This window comes from Bacillus sp. YH3-2-B2 (assembly GCF_053663335.1).
Map to the genome: position 1 here is coordinate 644,465 of NZ_JBSJQE010000003.1, position 13,748 is coordinate 658,212.

General features: G+C 47.1%; 18 protein-coding genes and 1 other annotated feature. Of the genes, 2 read left to right on the plus strand and 16 right to left on the minus strand.

Annotation, left to right across the window (positions count from 1 at the left end; all coding sequences use genetic code 11):
- Positions 1-89: 89 nt before the first annotated feature.
- Positions 90-1,241 (plus strand): IscS subfamily cysteine desulfurase, encoded by a 1,152-nt coding sequence (locus ACWJJX_RS13415; RefSeq protein WP_454023032.1) that lies wholly within the window; start codon positions 90-92, stop codon positions 1,239-1,241.
- Positions 1,238-1,780, plus strand: a complete 543-nt coding sequence (locus ACWJJX_RS13420; RefSeq protein WP_014305508.1) for a transcription repressor NadR — start codon at positions 1,238-1,240, stop codon at positions 1,778-1,780. Before ACWJJX_RS13415 ends, ACWJJX_RS13420 begins: the two co-directional genes overlap by 4 nt.
- A 26-nt stretch (positions 1,781-1,806) precedes the next feature.
- Here the strand turns inward: ACWJJX_RS13420 and pheA are convergent, their stop codons facing one another.
- The 16 genes from pheA to ACWJJX_RS13500 form a co-directional block, all read right to left on the minus strand.
- Entirely contained in the window at positions 1,807-2,664 is an 858-nt protein-coding gene (gene pheA / locus ACWJJX_RS13425) for a prephenate dehydratase (protein WP_003152668.1), read from the minus strand.
- A gap of 13 nt (positions 2,665-2,677) precedes the next feature.
- On the minus strand, positions 2,678-3,121 hold the full coding sequence (gene thrR, locus ACWJJX_RS13430) for a transcriptional regulator ThrR (protein WP_007408173.1): 444 nt from the start codon (positions 3,119-3,121) through the stop codon (positions 2,678-2,680).
- 53 nt (positions 3,122-3,174) lie between these two features.
- The gene (gene obgE / locus ACWJJX_RS13435) at positions 3,175-4,461 is read right to left on the minus strand and encodes a GTPase ObgE (protein ID WP_003152665.1); all 1,287 of its coding nucleotides are present in this window, start codon (positions 4,459-4,461) and stop codon (positions 3,175-3,177) included.
- 31 nt (positions 4,462-4,492) lie between these two features.
- Complete coding sequence (locus ACWJJX_RS13440) at positions 4,493-5,071, minus strand: sporulation initiation phosphotransferase B (RefSeq protein ID WP_003152664.1); 579 nt, start codon at positions 5,069-5,071, stop codon at positions 4,493-4,495.
- Between the two features lie 317 nt (positions 5,072-5,388).
- Positions 5,389-5,673 carry a 50S ribosomal protein L27 gene (rpmA, locus tag ACWJJX_RS13445; RefSeq protein ID WP_003152662.1) on the minus strand — a complete coding sequence of 95 codons (285 nt, stop codon included), beginning with the start codon at positions 5,671-5,673 and terminating at the stop codon, positions 5,389-5,391.
- Between the two features lie 12 nt (positions 5,674-5,685).
- Positions 5,686-6,027 (minus strand): ribosomal-processing cysteine protease Prp, encoded by a 342-nt coding sequence (locus ACWJJX_RS13450; RefSeq protein WP_032868745.1) that lies wholly within the window; start codon positions 6,025-6,027, stop codon positions 5,686-5,688.
- A gap of 2 nt (positions 6,028-6,029) precedes the next feature.
- Entirely contained in the window at positions 6,030-6,338 is a 309-nt protein-coding gene (gene rplU, locus ACWJJX_RS13455) for a 50S ribosomal protein L21 (protein WP_003152660.1), read from the minus strand.
- Between the two features lie 13 nt (positions 6,339-6,351).
- Positions 6,352-6,425 (minus strand) — a sequence feature (ribosomal protein L21 leader region).
- Positions 6,426-6,483: 58 nt separating this feature from the next.
- Positions 6,484-7,350, minus strand: a complete 867-nt coding sequence (locus tag ACWJJX_RS13460) for a M50 family metallopeptidase (RefSeq protein WP_454023033.1) — start codon at positions 7,348-7,350, stop codon at positions 6,484-6,486.
- Positions 7,343-8,146, minus strand: a complete 804-nt coding sequence (locus ACWJJX_RS13465) for a M23 family metallopeptidase (protein ID WP_071391546.1) — start codon at positions 8,144-8,146, stop codon at positions 7,343-7,345. Before ACWJJX_RS13465 ends, ACWJJX_RS13460 begins: the two co-directional genes overlap by 8 nt.
- 127 nt (positions 8,147-8,273) lie before the next feature.
- Entirely contained in the window at positions 8,274-9,077 is an 804-nt protein-coding gene (gene minD / locus ACWJJX_RS13470) for a septum site-determining protein MinD (protein ID WP_060674730.1), read from the minus strand.
- A 2-nt stretch (positions 9,078-9,079) separates the two neighbouring features.
- Positions 9,080-9,760: a septum site-determining protein MinC gene (gene minC, locus ACWJJX_RS13475; protein WP_003152653.1), complete on the minus strand. Its 681-nt coding sequence runs from the start codon at positions 9,758-9,760 to the stop codon at positions 9,080-9,082.
- 53 nt (positions 9,761-9,813) lie between these two features.
- Positions 9,814-10,332, minus strand: a complete 519-nt coding sequence (mreD, locus tag ACWJJX_RS13480; protein ID WP_003152650.1) for a rod shape-determining protein MreD — start codon at positions 10,330-10,332, stop codon at positions 9,814-9,816.
- Positions 10,329-11,192: a rod shape-determining protein MreC gene (gene mreC, locus ACWJJX_RS13485; RefSeq protein WP_003152649.1), complete on the minus strand. Its 864-nt coding sequence runs from the start codon at positions 11,190-11,192 to the stop codon at positions 10,329-10,331. The genes mreD and mreC overlap by 4 nt, the downstream gene beginning before the upstream one ends.
- A 30-nt stretch (positions 11,193-11,222) precedes the next feature.
- On the minus strand, positions 11,223-12,236 hold the full coding sequence (mreB, locus tag ACWJJX_RS13490; RefSeq protein ID WP_003152647.1) for a cell shape-determining protein MreB: 1,014 nt from the start codon (positions 12,234-12,236) through the stop codon (positions 11,223-11,225).
- A 91-nt stretch (positions 12,237-12,327) separates the two neighbouring features.
- Complete coding sequence (radC, locus tag ACWJJX_RS13495) at positions 12,328-13,023, minus strand: RadC family protein (protein ID WP_007408165.1); 696 nt, start codon at positions 13,021-13,023, stop codon at positions 12,328-12,330.
- A 31-nt stretch (positions 13,024-13,054) separates the two neighbouring features.
- Complete coding sequence (locus tag ACWJJX_RS13500) at positions 13,055-13,624, minus strand: Maf family protein (RefSeq protein ID WP_070082167.1); 570 nt, start codon at positions 13,622-13,624, stop codon at positions 13,055-13,057.
- Positions 13,625-13,748: the final 124 nt, after the last annotated feature.

The following is a 13,748-nucleotide window of genomic DNA, read 5'->3' on the forward strand; positions in this document are numbered from 1 at the left end:
ATATTTACAACTGTCTTGACACCTATATTTACACAACGATAAAATAAACTCAAGCTTTTTTTAACATAAACGGATAGGAGACGGGCTGTATGATTTATCTTGATTACGCGGCGGGAACGCCTTTAAACAAAGAAGCCGCGAAAGTCTTTCAGCATCTCAGCACAGAGGTATACGGCAATGCAAGCAGCCTTCATGACGCCGGAGGAAGAGCGGCGGACGTGCTGGAATATTGCAGACATTCTGCAGGAAAATTGATCGGCGGAGCGGCAGACGGCATTTACTTTACAAGCGGCGGAACGGAAGCGAACATCTTGGCCGTCCAATCATTGCTGTACGGTCTGCCCGACCACAAAAAACATTTTATTACGACCGCAATGGAACACCACTCGATCCATAATGCCGCGGCGTTTTTGGCTGACCGGGGAATTGATGTCACCATCATATATCCCGACGAAAACGGCCTTATAACCGAGGACATACTGGCGGCTCATATCCGTCCTGACACGGGGCTCGTTTCCATACAGCACGCCAATTCAGAAACCGGCCTCATCCAGCCTGTGAATCGTCTGGCCGCTTTTCTTCACCAGAGAAACATTTTGCTGCATTGCGATTGTGTTCAAAGTTTCGGCAAACTGCCGATTGATGCGGATCAGGCGGGAATCGACGCCCTTTCCGTCTCCGGTCATAAAGTATACGGCCCGAAAGGCACCGGGGCTGTTTACATTCGGCCCGGTGTCAGCTGGAATCCGGTTTATCCGCATACCGTGCATGAAAACGGGTTCAGGCCCGGTACGGTGAATGTGCCGGCCATCGGCGCTTTTACCGCTGCTGCGGAGTACGCAGTGAAACATATGGAGGAACACCGTGAGCATGCTGACAGGCTGAGGAATTATTTGTATGACCAAATTCGGCGTCAAGGCCTCCCCATTTCATTTTCAGAGGAAGAAACCGGCGGTGAATGCCTGCCCCACATTGTCGGGTGTTTTTTTCACTCCTTTGAAGGACAATATATTATGTTAGAATGTAATCGTAACGATATTTGCATCTCAACCGGGAGCGCATGTTCCGCCGGCAGCCACGGCCCTTCTTCAGCTATGAAGGCGCTGAGAAAAACCGAACGGGAAGCGCGGCAGTTTTTCCGGATCTCATTCGGAAACGAAACAACATGTGAACAGCTCGATATGCTGATACATACATTTACGGCGCTATGGGAGCAAAAGAAAGGAGAATCAGCAATTTGACAGAAGGAACGAAGCTTACTGGGGCGAAAAGACGCGACATGCTGCTTCATTGGCTGAAAGAAGCCGGCTCGCCATTAACAGGAGGCGAATTGGCCAAAAAAGCAAATGTTTCAAGACAGGTGATCGTGCAGGACATATCGCTCTTGAAAGCAAAAAGCGAACCGATTATCGCGACGAGCCAAGGCTATTTATACATCAGCATGAATGCCGGCGGCGAAAAAAACGCCGAACGGATTGTCGCCTGTCTGCACGGCCCGGAGCGGACGGAAGAAGAGCTTGAACTCATTGTCGATGAAGGCGTCACCATAAAGGACGTCATTATTGAACACCCCGTATACGGCGATTTAACCGCCGCCATAAGAGTCAGCACACGGAAAGAAGTCAAACAATTCATGGATCACATTAACTCGACAAATGCCGCTTACCTTTCACAGCTGACCGGAGGCGTGCATCTCCATACGTTAAGCGCCCCGACAAAAGAGCGGATTGACCAAGCCTGCCAAGCGCTGGACGACGCGGGTATTTTAATAAAAGATTAAAAAAAAAGCCCCCTGAAGGGCTTTTTTTATATCGAATAGGATTGATATGTTCCCAGAAGCTTGACCCGGCAGCCGAGGGCTTCCATCTCTTGAACGGCACCGGGAATGAGAACCTGATCCATCGCCTGTTCAATATCAATAATAAAGAAATAGTTGCCGAGACCCGTTTTTGTCGGGCGCGATTCGATCTTTGATAAATTCAGGTTTCTCCATGAAAAAGCGGACAGCACCCTGTGCAGCGCGCCTGATTGGTCATCTTGGGGAAGCGTTACCATCATCGTCGTTTTCGGCCGTGAAGACAGTTTCGCATTCACTTCGAATGAGACGTCTTTTTCAGGCGAAAGAATGACAAATCTCGTGTGGTTGTCCTGATAATCCTGAATATCCCGCTTCACGATGCTCAATCCGTATGTAGCGGCCGCCATTTCATTTGCAATCACGCCGATCGGAAGGTCCGAATGCTCACTGACATACTTGGCAGCCGCACCTGTTGACTTCGCATACTCATAAGGAACGGACGAAAAATGCCGGTGAAGAAATTTGTGACATTGCGCAATCGCATGGGAATGAGAATAAATTTTCTCAAGCTTTTTCCACTCATTTTCTCTCGAAGGGTGAACGAGCAGATGCTGGTGAATCGGCAGCGTCATTTCCCCCACGATCGCAAGAGGCTGCTCATGAATCAAGTAGTCAATCGTTAAGTTAACCGAGCCCTCCAGCGCGTTTTCCAAAGGAACAAATGCAAGATCAACTTCTCCCGCAACCGCCGCATCCATGCATGCCGGTATTGTTTGATAAGGTGCTTGTGTCACGCTGTTTTGAAAGCAGGAACTGACTGCTAGATGTGTAAATGTGGCTTCTGGCCCTAAATAACCGACTTTCATGTCTCTTCTCTCCTTACGCGCCTGACCCTAAGATCTCAACTTTTTCTATAAAATCAAATTTTCTCAGTTTATTCATTAACGTATGAATGTTTTCTTCCATTGCGGACGTACTGATTGAGAGCGTGACATTCGCCCTGCCCTGAAGCGGAATCGTCTGGTGAATGGAAAGCACGTTGCTTCCTGAGTCAGCCACCGCCTGCAAAAGCTGGGATAACGCGCCTGACCGATCCTCCAAATGAAAGAAAAGTGTGATTATTTGTTCTTTAACCATCGTGTAAAAAGGGAAAACCGCATCTCGGTATTTGTAAAAAGCGCTTCTGCTTAAATCAACTTTCTGCACGGCATCTGCAACCGATTCAGCCTTTTTTCTGTCGAGCAGCTTTTTGACTTCAAGGGTTTTCCGCATCGCATCAGGCAGAACGTCTTCACGCACTAAATAAAATGTCTCTTCTTTCACCTGCACCCCTCCCTTTTACATCAGAGAGCCTGCATTGCAAGCTCTCCATTTTTTTAATCAATAAATTCAAATTCAAATTCCAGCAGCCGGATGATATCGCCGTCTTTAGCACCGCGTTCTCTGAGTGCTTCATCAACGCCCATACCGCGCATCTGTCTTGCAAAACGCTTGACGGATTCGTCACGGGAGAAGTCAGTCATTTTAAAGAGGCGTTCCAGACTGTCACCTGAAAGCACAAACGCGCCGTCCGGATCACGGGTAATGTCAAATGGAATTTCTTCATCTTCCATCGTGTACATTACGCGGTTTTCCGCCAGTTCTTCTTCATCATACAGCGGGAATTCAGGCGTTGTTTCCAGCTGGTTGGCGACTTCAAACAGAAGATCGCGGAGCCCTTCTCTCGTCACCGCGCTGATCGGGAAGACAGGATGGTCATCCTGAAGCTTTTCTTTAAACGCTTTAAGATTTTCAGCCGCTTCGGGCATGTCCATTTTATTCGCAACGATAATTTGCGGACGCTCCGTCAGCCGCAGATTATATTCACTGAGCTCCTGATTAATGGTCACATAATCCTCATACGGATCACGGCCTTCCATCGCTGACATGTCAATAACGTGAACGATGACGCGCGTCCGTTCGATATGGCGGAGAAATTGGTGGCCTAAGCCGACTCCTTCGTGCGCTCCTTCAATCAAACCGGGCAGATCCGCCATGACGAAGCTTCTTCCGTCATCCGTTTCCACCATGCCCAGATTCGGAACAAGCGTTGTAAAATGATAATCGGCGATTTTCGGCTTTGCCGATGAAACGACAGACAGAAGCGTAGATTTTCCGACGCTCGGGAAGCCGACGAGACCTACGTCTGCAAGCACTTTCAGTTCAAGCACGATATAGCGCTCTTTTCCGGGCTCTCCGTGCTCTGACAGCTGCGGTGCCGGGTTGGCCGGGGTCGCAAAGCGGGTATTTCCGCGTCCGCCGCGTCCGCCTTTTGCGATGACGGCGCGCTGTCCGTGCTCAGTCAGATCGGCAATGACCTGTTTTGTATCGTCATCCGTTACGACTGTGCCGGGCGGAACTTTAACAACCATATCGTCCGCATTTCTGCCGTGCTGGTTTTTAGACATGCCGTGCTCGCCGCGTATCGCTTTGAAATGGCGCTGGTACCGGAAGTCCATGAGCGTGCGCAGTCCTTCATCAACCTCAAAAACGACGTCGCCTCCATTACCTCCGTCACCGCCGGCAGGCCCGCCTTTCGGCACATATTTTTCACGGCGGAACGCAACCATTCCGTTACCGCCGTCGCCGCCTTTTACATATACTTTCACCTGATCTACAAACATAATATCCTCCGTTCTAAACCGTAAAAAACCGCTAGTTCATTCCAATTTCGGCCACACATTCATGGCCGGTCAGCTCAAATTGCATGACATCAAAGTCCTCATACCGCGATTTGCGAAATTCATCAAACACATCTGCATTTGCAATCGTTCCATGAAAATCGAGATATACAATAAGCTGTCTGTCAGGGTGATCCGTCTGCAGCGATACGGTCAGATGATTTTCACTTTCATTGCTTACCGCCAGACCGAACAGATGAAACAGTTTTCTCATCAGGTTCGACAGCTTTTGATCATATGCCGATAAATCTTTAATTTCTCCGAGCACTTCGTATTCGAGCCTCATATAACGGGACTTCCAATTAAATGTCAGAAAGTCAAACGCCAAGTGCGGGGTTTTCAGGTTTGAGAGCTTTGACTCGTGCTTTGCATCTATGACCATTTCGTCGATTATTTCAACGACCCTGTCATACTTCTGCAAACTTAAGTTTCCTTTTATCAGCTGCAGCTTATTCATCCAATCATGACGGAAATGGCCCATTAATTGGATCAGTTCATTGATCAGAGCCGCATCGCTTACAGGTTCTTCTTGTTTCTTCGATACATCCTTCATTTTCGCACTCCCAATCGTTTAATTTCTTTTTAGGAGTCTTGATAAGTGTGTACTATGAATTATAACAGAGAAGGCTTTGTTAAAAAAACACTTGTTTTTCCTGGTTCATCATGTTCCTTTTTCGGATCGCATACAATGCGGATGCCAGGCAGAAACATTTTTGGTATCACTGCTTGGGGAACATATCCAGTGGGTATGAGAAGCTGATGTCCTCATTCAAGGCGGGGTTCACTCACGCATCCTCTGCTTTTCATTCTTGATGTTACTCCGCTTACTGCAAAAAAAACTCCAGTCAACGACCGGAGTTTTTTGTGTCATTATTGAGCTACAGGATATACGCTCACTTTTTTGCGGTCACGGCCGAAACGTTCGAATTTAACAGTTCCGTCGATTTTAGCAAAAAGAGTGTCATCTCCTCCGCGGCCCACGTTTTCACCTGGGTAGATTTTCGTTCCGCGTTGACGGTAAAGGATAGATCCGCCTGTTACGAATTGACCGTCTGCACGTTTAGCGCCTAAACGTTTAGATTCAGAGTCACGTCCGTTCTTTGTAGAACCTACACCTTTTTTAGAAGCGAAAAACTGAAGATCTAATCTAAGCATGTAACTCACCTCCTATATTTGGTTTGCAGTCAACCGTAAGTGTTCACTGTAATCCCGCTCGATCGTTTCAAGAGAAACAATCATGCCTTCAATCAGCAGCTGCGCTTTTTGCAAAGCTTCCTGATCAGCGGCTTCAGGGAATTCAAAGTAGAAATAACCCCCGTCCTCGCCTATATCAAGAATCGGTTCGAGAGAAGCCAGCGCGATAACCGCATTGACCGCTCCGAAAACGACAGCCGTGACCCCGGCGCAAACGAGATCTCGTCCATGTTCAGCAAAATCGGCATGTCCCGTCATTTCAAAGGACAAAATGCCCCCGTCATTCCGAGATCTTCGAATTGTTGCCTCAATCATGCTTACGCGTTGATTTTTTCGATTGTCAATTTAGTATAAGGCTGACGATGACCTTGTTTTTTATGAACATTTTTCTTTGGCTTGTAACGGAAAACAGTGATTTTTTTCGCACGGCCTTGTTTTTCAACTTTAGCTGTAACTGTCGCGCCTGCAACTGTTGGGTTGCCGACTTTCACGCTGTCTCCGCCAACAAACAATACGTCTTCAAACGTCACTGTTTCACCTGCTTCAGCAGCAAGTTTTTCGATGTAAACAGTTTGACCTTCTTCAACTTTGATTTGTTTTCCGCCTGTTTTAATGATTGCGTACATTCTCTGCACCTCCTATTAGACTAAGACTCGCCAGCAACAGGGGGCTTTAAAGCTCTTATCACCTGTCCCGAGCGGTTGTAGCATTGGTGCTACATCCATAACATTAAAAAATATATCAGAACCAAAAGGATATGTCAATCTATTTCTAGTAAGGCAGCAGCAGGTCTTCCATAGAGGAATCTGTCCGTTTATCGGCAAAATACGCATGAAGCACTTCATTTTCATCGAGCTGGCTGAGCTTTTCGCCGGCTTTTTCAATGATAATGGGGTGCTTGCATCCCCGTTTGAATTCGGCCATGACATGCTTTACTTTGGCATCGGCCGCGACCGTCAAAGGATGCAGCATGGTGACATCTCGGTTTTTGCCGTAGTATCTCTCCAAAAGAAACCTCAGCTGAATATAATGCCGCTTCCGGTATTCATCCCATAAAGAAGCGGCGAGAAAGACGAACAGCACCCATGCGCTGACCTGAAGGGGGACGGCCAGCACAATCCAGCAGCAGAGCAAAAGCGCGGAAACGGCCGATGTCTGCAGGCTGAGGAGATGCGCTTTTTGAAAAGCCATTTGTTTAGAGAAGTATAAAAACACGAACTTGCCGCCGTCAAGCGGCCAGATCGGCAAAAGATTGATGAAAAGAATGGAGAGATTATAAAAGGTAAACATCTCAAATGTCTGCTCACTTGCAAAGCCTGACATGAAAAAGAGCCAGGCTGCCGCCTGAAGCCACACATGCTGAAGCGGGCCCGCCAAAATGACCGCGAATTCCTCTTTTAGCGGCCGGTTTCCGTGCTCCTCCACCTCAACCGTCCCGCCGAAAGGCAGCAGAAAGATGCGTTTAATGCGCCACGAAAAAAACACAGCCAGAGCAGCATGCCCCAGCTCATGAACGGATACGACCAGCAAAAGACACAGCAGCGCTTTGATGTGCCCCGTCATAAGACCGAGCCCCATAATAATCCAAAGAAAAGGATGGACATGAATTTTAAAAAGGAGGATGAGCCATTTATTCATCAAATGTGATCACCTGGATCGGATCTATGAATTTATCGCCATCCTGGATCGCGAAATAGTACTGGCCTTTACTTTTATCGTTGAGCTTGATCGAACCGATCTTTTTCCCTTTATCGACAAAGTCGTACAATGAAACGTTAACATCTTTTAGCCTGCCGTAAATGCTGCTTGTATTGTCGGCGTGCTGCACCTTCACCGTCAGCCCTGTTTTTTTATCTTTGCTCACTTCCATAATGTAGCCTTCTTTTACGCTGTCAATGGCTTCACTGGCGGTTTCGACGACGACGCCCTCTCCGTTATTTTGAAAGTCCTGCTGGATTTTCCCCGCGGCAGGAACGGCCATATCCTGACTGACCGCCACCTGACCGTCCTTCTTTTTCGTTCCCGGCGTAAGAAAAGCGAGCGGGTTTCCGAAGGAAGATACGAACCAATTGCTTACGGCAGCAAACTGAAATTCTTTTTGAAAGGTTTGTGCGATTGCCGGTTTGATCTGACTCAGCGGCTGTTTGTCAGTTTTATAGGCAATAGCGGAGATCAGTACGAGACAGGCGGCCAGCAGGCATTTTAAAATAATAGAATGAGCGCTGATCAATGGATGCCGCCCGTTAAATTCGGGCGGGTGTTCCGTTTGATATTCGTAGTCCGGAAGAAGCTTGTGCTTTTCCTGCTCCTTGACCATCTGCCACGCGGGAAAATTCTGCGTTTGAGCGTTTTGAACGAAAGTCCGTTTTGATTCAGGCCGCTGTTTTCTTCTTTTGGCCAGTCTTTTTCTAATTTCATCAGCTCTGTGACTCATCGCCATCATCCTTTGCAATCGTTGGGTTTGTACATCCTATGTCTTGTCCATTGCAAATATGCGCTCTTAAAAAACAAAAAAGACCTGATAAGCTGGGCTTCATCAGATCTTTGTATTCTGGTATATATTATGAACGCACGCCGAAAAATGACTTGATTTTCGCCATCATCCCTTTTTGCTGCTCTTCAAGCACCTGCAAAGGAACGGATTCTCCTAAAATGCGCCGGGCGATATTGCGGTACGCAATGCTGGCGCGGTTTTTGGAATTCATGGCAATCGGTTCGCCGATATTTGAAGCCCTGATCACTTCATCATCGTCAGCAACGATTCCGAGGAGATCAATAGACAGATGATGAACAACTTCATCCACATCCATCGTGTCACCGTTTTTCACCAGGTGATTTCTGATGCGGTTCACGATAAGGCGCGGCGGTTCGATATCTTCCTGCTCCAAAAGTCCGATAATGCGGTCAGCGTCCCGCACCGCTGATATTTCCGGCGTCGTCACAACAATCGCCTTATCAGCTCCGGAGACGGCATTTTTATAGCCTTGTTCAATTCCGGCCGGACAATCAATAATGACATAATCAAATTCCTGCTTAAGCTCCTGCACAAGCAATTTGATCTGCTCAGGGACAACAGCCGTCTTGTCGCTTGTCTGGGCAGCCGGCATTAAATGAAGCAGATCATCAAAACGTTTGTCTTTGACAAGCGCCTGATGCGTCTTGCATCTGCCTTCAATTACATCTACTAAGTCGTAAATAATTCTGTTTTCAAGACCCATTACGACATCAAGGTTGCGCAGTCCGATATCTGTGTCTACCAAACAGACGCGCTTCCCTAAAATGGCTAAGGCGGTACCGAGGTTTGCAGATGTTGTTGTTTTACCTACTCCGCCTTTTCCCGAAGTTATTACGATAGCCTCACCCAATTTCACATTCCTCCCTCAAGCCTTGTTAGATCAGGTCTTAAATGAGCCAATTGCTGAAGGCGTTCAATGACCATATTTCCGTCAGTATCTAAATAAGCACATTCCATGTCGTTCCCTTTTTGAATGTGGTCTGGGGAGCGATTTAACACGTGATTGATCCTCAATTGTGTCGGCATCATTTCGGATGCGGCGATCACAGCCCGGTTATTTCCGTTATAACCCGCGTGGGCAATCCCTTTTAATGAACCGAGAACAAATATATTTCCTCCGGCTCTGATCGTACCGCCGGGATTCACATCTCCGATTAAAAGCAAATCTCCCGTCACGTGAAGCACCTGGCCCGAACGGACGATTTTGGAAACCGAAACAATTTCCTGCTCCTCTTTCATCCGCTGCGCTTCTTCTTTGGCGATGACTTCACTGTCAATTGAATGCACGACTAAATCTTTCTTTGACGCTATCAGATCAGTCAGCTGCTCTGCCTGTTCCTGATACAGATACCGATGCCCGAGTTTAATATGAACACTGATTTTTTGGCCTTTGCCATCAGTATATTGTTCAATCGACAGCATGTTTTGAAGACCATCGAGAAGCTCATCAAAAGAACACGCATCATCCAGATGCAATGTTAAGCCGTTTTTTGTTCCTTTTATTGTTACATATTGCTGCTTTTTGGTCTTCATCAATGTTCACCTCAACAACATACTCTTTTCGTCAAAAAAAGATAAAATCCTTTTTACTCATCTCTTAATTCTTTCTTCAGACTTATATAAAACAGCCTGAAGGGCAGGACTAATATAACGGCTCCCGCGATATTCAGCAAAGCGGTCGGCAAGAACCGCTGAATGACAAAATCGTTAAACGTCATAGTGCCGCTGCGGATTAACGTCTGAATGCCGTAGACGTAAAATTCAAGCACACATACGCTCAGCACCGCGACCAGAATGACCATCAGGGCGTTTGTCTGCAGCACTTTAAACGCTTTGGCCGCCAGATAGCATAATCCGGCAAAACCAAACATATAAACGCCTAAAACACCCGTATAATTGATGTCATAAAGAAATCCGAAAATGAAACCGTAGATCACCGCATGCTTTTGGTTGATATAAGCCGACATAAAAATCAGCGCAAGCAAAAGAAAATGCGGAACGACCTGCTGCTCGACGGAAACGAAAGGAAAACGCACCAGATCGGTATAGATGCTTTCCGCACAAAAGACCAAAATCATAATCAAAGGGAGAAGGAAACGTTTCACGATCCTTCCTCCCCTGTTGCTACGCTTCGGTTCACGACGATGACATGGTCAAGATCGTACAAGTCGGCAGCCGGTTTCACGTAAGCGATTTTCGTCAGGCCGTAAGCATCTGATTCTACATCGGTCACTTCGCCGACCGTCAGCCCTTGAGGAAATACGCCGCCCGTTCCGGAGGTCTCCACGAGGTCGCCTTTTTTCACTTCACGTTTTTCATCCGGTTCAAGGATGGTCATTTTCAGGGTCTGTTTCTTTTTATCATACCCTTCAATTAAACCGTAGCCTTTGCTTCCCTTTTTGCCGGAGATTTTGGTGGCCACTCTGTTATTGCGGTCAACATCGCTCAGCAGCTGAACGGCGGATGTGAAACTGTTGAGTCCGCTGCTTTTGATCTTCCCGACCAGCGCACCCTTTTCGTTCGTGACAGCCATGTCTTTGGCCACTTTGTGCTTCGTTCCCTTATTGATCATGATCTGCTTGTACCATTGATCAGGGTTTCTGGCGATAACGGTCGCTAAAATCGGATCATAGTCGGAAATTGATTTGACATGCCCGAGTTCATCACGCAGCTTCTTGTTTTCATCTTTGAGTTCTTGGAGCTTCGCTTCATATTGTGTCTGTCCGTCCAGCTTTTGTCTTAAGCGTTCGTTTTCTTTGTACGTGTTTTTCAGGTCTTTTATGTCCCCGAAGAACCCTGCAAAATATTCGGCAGGCGTGTGAAAAATGTTTTGAAATACTCCCGTCGTATCACCGATCAGCTTTTCAGGCCAGGTGGTATTACGGCCGTTCTTCAGCGAGAATCCAATCATAGCCACCAATATGATAATACACAGAAGTAATAGCATTAACCGTTTGTTCGGCATCGTGATACACCTCTTCTATTTAACTCCTGATTATCTTGTTTTTCCTTTGAAAAGATGGATGTGCTCCAGTGCTTTTCCAGTGCCGATCGCAACACAATCCAGCGGATCTTCAGCGATAAGAACAGGCATTTTCGTTTCGTCGCTGATGACTTTGTCGAGATTGCGGAGCAGGGCGCCTCCCCCTGTTAATACAATACCTCTGTCCATAATGTCAGCGGCCAGCTCAGGCGGTGTTTTTTCAAGCGTGCTCTTCACCGCATCAACGATTGAGAGAACTGTATCACGCAGTGCATTTGCAATTTCCGTTCCCGTGATTTCGATCGTTTTCGGCAGACCTGTCAGAAGATCGCGGCCGCGGATTTCCATTGACGCATTTTCTTCACCGGTTTCGGCTGAACCGATTTCCATTTTAATGGCTTCCGCCGTACGGTCACCGATCATCAGATTATATGTTTTTCTGATATAGCTGATGATTGAGTCGTCCATTTCGTCACCGGCTACGCGGATTGACTGGGACGTGACAATGCCGCCTAAAGAAATGATCGCCACTTCAGTTGTTCCGCCGCCGATATCAACGACCATGCTGCCCGTCGGCTCCCATACCGGAAGATTCGCGCCGATTGCTGCCGCAAACGGTTCTTCAATCGGATAAGCGTCACGTGCGCCCGCTTGTCTTGTCGCGTCGATGACCGCCCGTTCTTCAACGGCCGTAATACCTGACGGCACACACACCATAACGTACGGCTTTCTCGCAAACAATCCTTTATTTTTCACAGCCTGATTAATGTAGTATTTCATCATTGTCGCAGTTGTTTCATAGTCAGCGATAACGCCGTCTTTCATCGGACGGAGCGCAACCACGTTGCCCGGAGTTCTTCCGATCATGTTTTTCGCATCGTTACCGACCGCAACGATTGACTTCGTATCCGTTTGCAGAGCAACGACAGACGGCTCTCTCACTACGATTCCTTTACCTTTAACAAACACAAGCGTATTCGCGGTTCCCAAATCTATACCAAGGTCTCTTGTACCAATTCCGAACATATGTATGTATCTTCCTTTCTTAAAGCAAAAATACCCTAAAGGGAAAAACTCATAAAATCTATTATATCTTAAATCAACGAAAAAAAAAGTGTTACAAATATCCTTTTTCCTTTAAACTCACAAATTTTTTATCACCAATGACCAAATGATCCAGCAGCTCGATGCCGATTAAATTTCCGCACTCAAAAAGCCGCCTGGTTACCTCTATATCTTCCCTGCTCGGTGTAGGATCTCCTGAAGGATGATTATGAACGCAAATGAAGGACGCGGCGGATCGTTTGAAAGCTTCTTTAAACACCTCCCGCGGGTGGACAATAGATGAATTCAGACTTCCGATAAAAACGGTGCGTTTATGAATGACTTGATTTTTGGTATTTAAATATAAACAGACAAAATGCTCCTGGGATAAAAAGCGCATATCCTCCATCACATACTTCGCCCCGTCTTCCGGAGAGCGGATGACGCAATGCTCCCCGGCGGATGTCTTATGAATACGGCTCCCCAGCTCAATTGCGGCAAGAATCTGAACGGCTTTCACCGTGCCGATTCCCGGAATGCTGGAAAGCTCCTGGGCAGAGGCGCCTTTTAACAGGCGCAGCCCGTCAAACGTCCGCAACAGCCGGTGAGCGAGGTTCATGACGGACTCATGTTTCGTTCCCGTCCGCAGCAGGATGGCGAGCAATTCATTGTTAGAGAGATGTTCAGCTCCAAAGTGCAGAAGCCGCTCTCTCGGTTTTTCTTTTTCGGGGAAATCTCTTAATTTTAACGGCAGATCACGGATGATCAACCCCTCCTTGTTCCCCTTCCCGGTTTGAACATCAAGCTTTTATATTAAATTCTTTCAAGGCTCTCATTGTTTTAGCGACAGGAAGCCCGACGACAGAATAAAAATCACCGTCTATTTTTTTCACTAAAAGCGCGCCTTTTCCTTGGATGCCGTATGCACCTGCTTTATCCATCGGTTCTTTTGTTTCAATGTAGAGCTGTATGTCGTCTTCACTGAGCGGCCAAAACGTCACTTCCGTCGTGTCACAGAATGTTTCTTTCCGGTCATGCGTCTGAATGCTGACCGCCGTAATGACTTGATGGCTTCGGCCGGAAAGCCTCCGCAGCATCTGTGCCGCTTCTTCCCTGTCACGCGGTTTGCCGAGGCACTCGCCGTCTATGCACACCATCGTGTCAGCCCCGATAACGACTGCATCGGGATTTTCGGCCAATACAGCACCGGCTTTTTGCTCGGCCAAACATTGGACGTTTTCTTCCGGCGAAAGGTTTCGATTTAATTTTTCTTCTGTGCGGCTCGCAATAATGCTGTAAGGAATCTGAAGAAGATTAAGGAGTTCTTTTCTTCGCGGAGATTGTGATGCGAGTATTAAGCGTTTTGTCATGGTTGTCATCCTTTCAGGGTTTGCTTAAGAAAAAAAGATACTTGTCTATCCTACCAAATCAAACGGGCAACCACAATTTCAGAAAAATAACTTTTTGATGACAAAATAAAAAATCCCGCCGGAT

Coding starts and splice junctions, on each gene's coding strand:
- ACWJJX_RS13415 (WP_454023032.1), top strand. CDS start 90: ATGATTTATCTTGATTACGCGGCGGGAACGCCTTTAAACAAAGAAGCC.
- pheA (WP_003152668.1), bottom strand. CDS start 2,664: ATGAAAGTCGGTTATTTAGGGCCAGAAGCCACATTTACACATCTAGCA.
- obgE (WP_003152665.1), bottom strand. CDS start 4,461: ATGTTTGTAGATCAGGTGAAAGTATATGTAAAAGGCGGCGACGGCGGT.
- ACWJJX_RS13440 (WP_003152664.1), bottom strand. CDS start 5,071: ATGAAGGATGTATCGAAGAAACAAGAAGAACCTGTAAGCGATGCGGCT.
- rpmA (WP_003152662.1), bottom strand. CDS start 5,673: ATGCTTAGATTAGATCTTCAGTTTTTCGCTTCTAAAAAAGGTGTAGGT.
- ACWJJX_RS13450 (WP_032868745.1), bottom strand. CDS start 6,027: ATGATTGAGGCAACAATTCGAAGATCTCGGAATGACGGGGGCATTTTG.
- rplU (WP_003152660.1), bottom strand. CDS start 6,338: ATGTACGCAATCATTAAAACAGGCGGAAAACAAATCAAAGTTGAAGAA.
- ACWJJX_RS13460 (WP_454023033.1), bottom strand. CDS start 7,350: ATGAATAAATGGCTCATCCTCCTTTTTAAAATTCATGTCCATCCTTTT.
- ACWJJX_RS13465 (WP_071391546.1), bottom strand. CDS start 8,146: ATGAGTCACAGAGCTGATGAAATTAGAAAAAGACTGGCCAAAAGAAGA.
- minC (WP_003152653.1), bottom strand. CDS start 9,760: ATGAAGACCAAAAAGCAGCAATATGTAACAATAAAAGGAACAAAAAAC.
- mreC (WP_003152649.1), bottom strand. CDS start 11,192: ATGCCGAACAAACGGTTAATGCTATTACTTCTGTGTATTATCATATTG.
- mreB (WP_003152647.1), bottom strand. CDS start 12,236: ATGTTCGGAATTGGTACAAGAGACCTTGGTATAGATTTGGGAACCGCG.
- ACWJJX_RS13500 (WP_070082167.1), bottom strand. CDS start 13,624: ATGACAAAACGCTTAATACTCGCATCACAATCTCCGCGAAGAAAAGAA.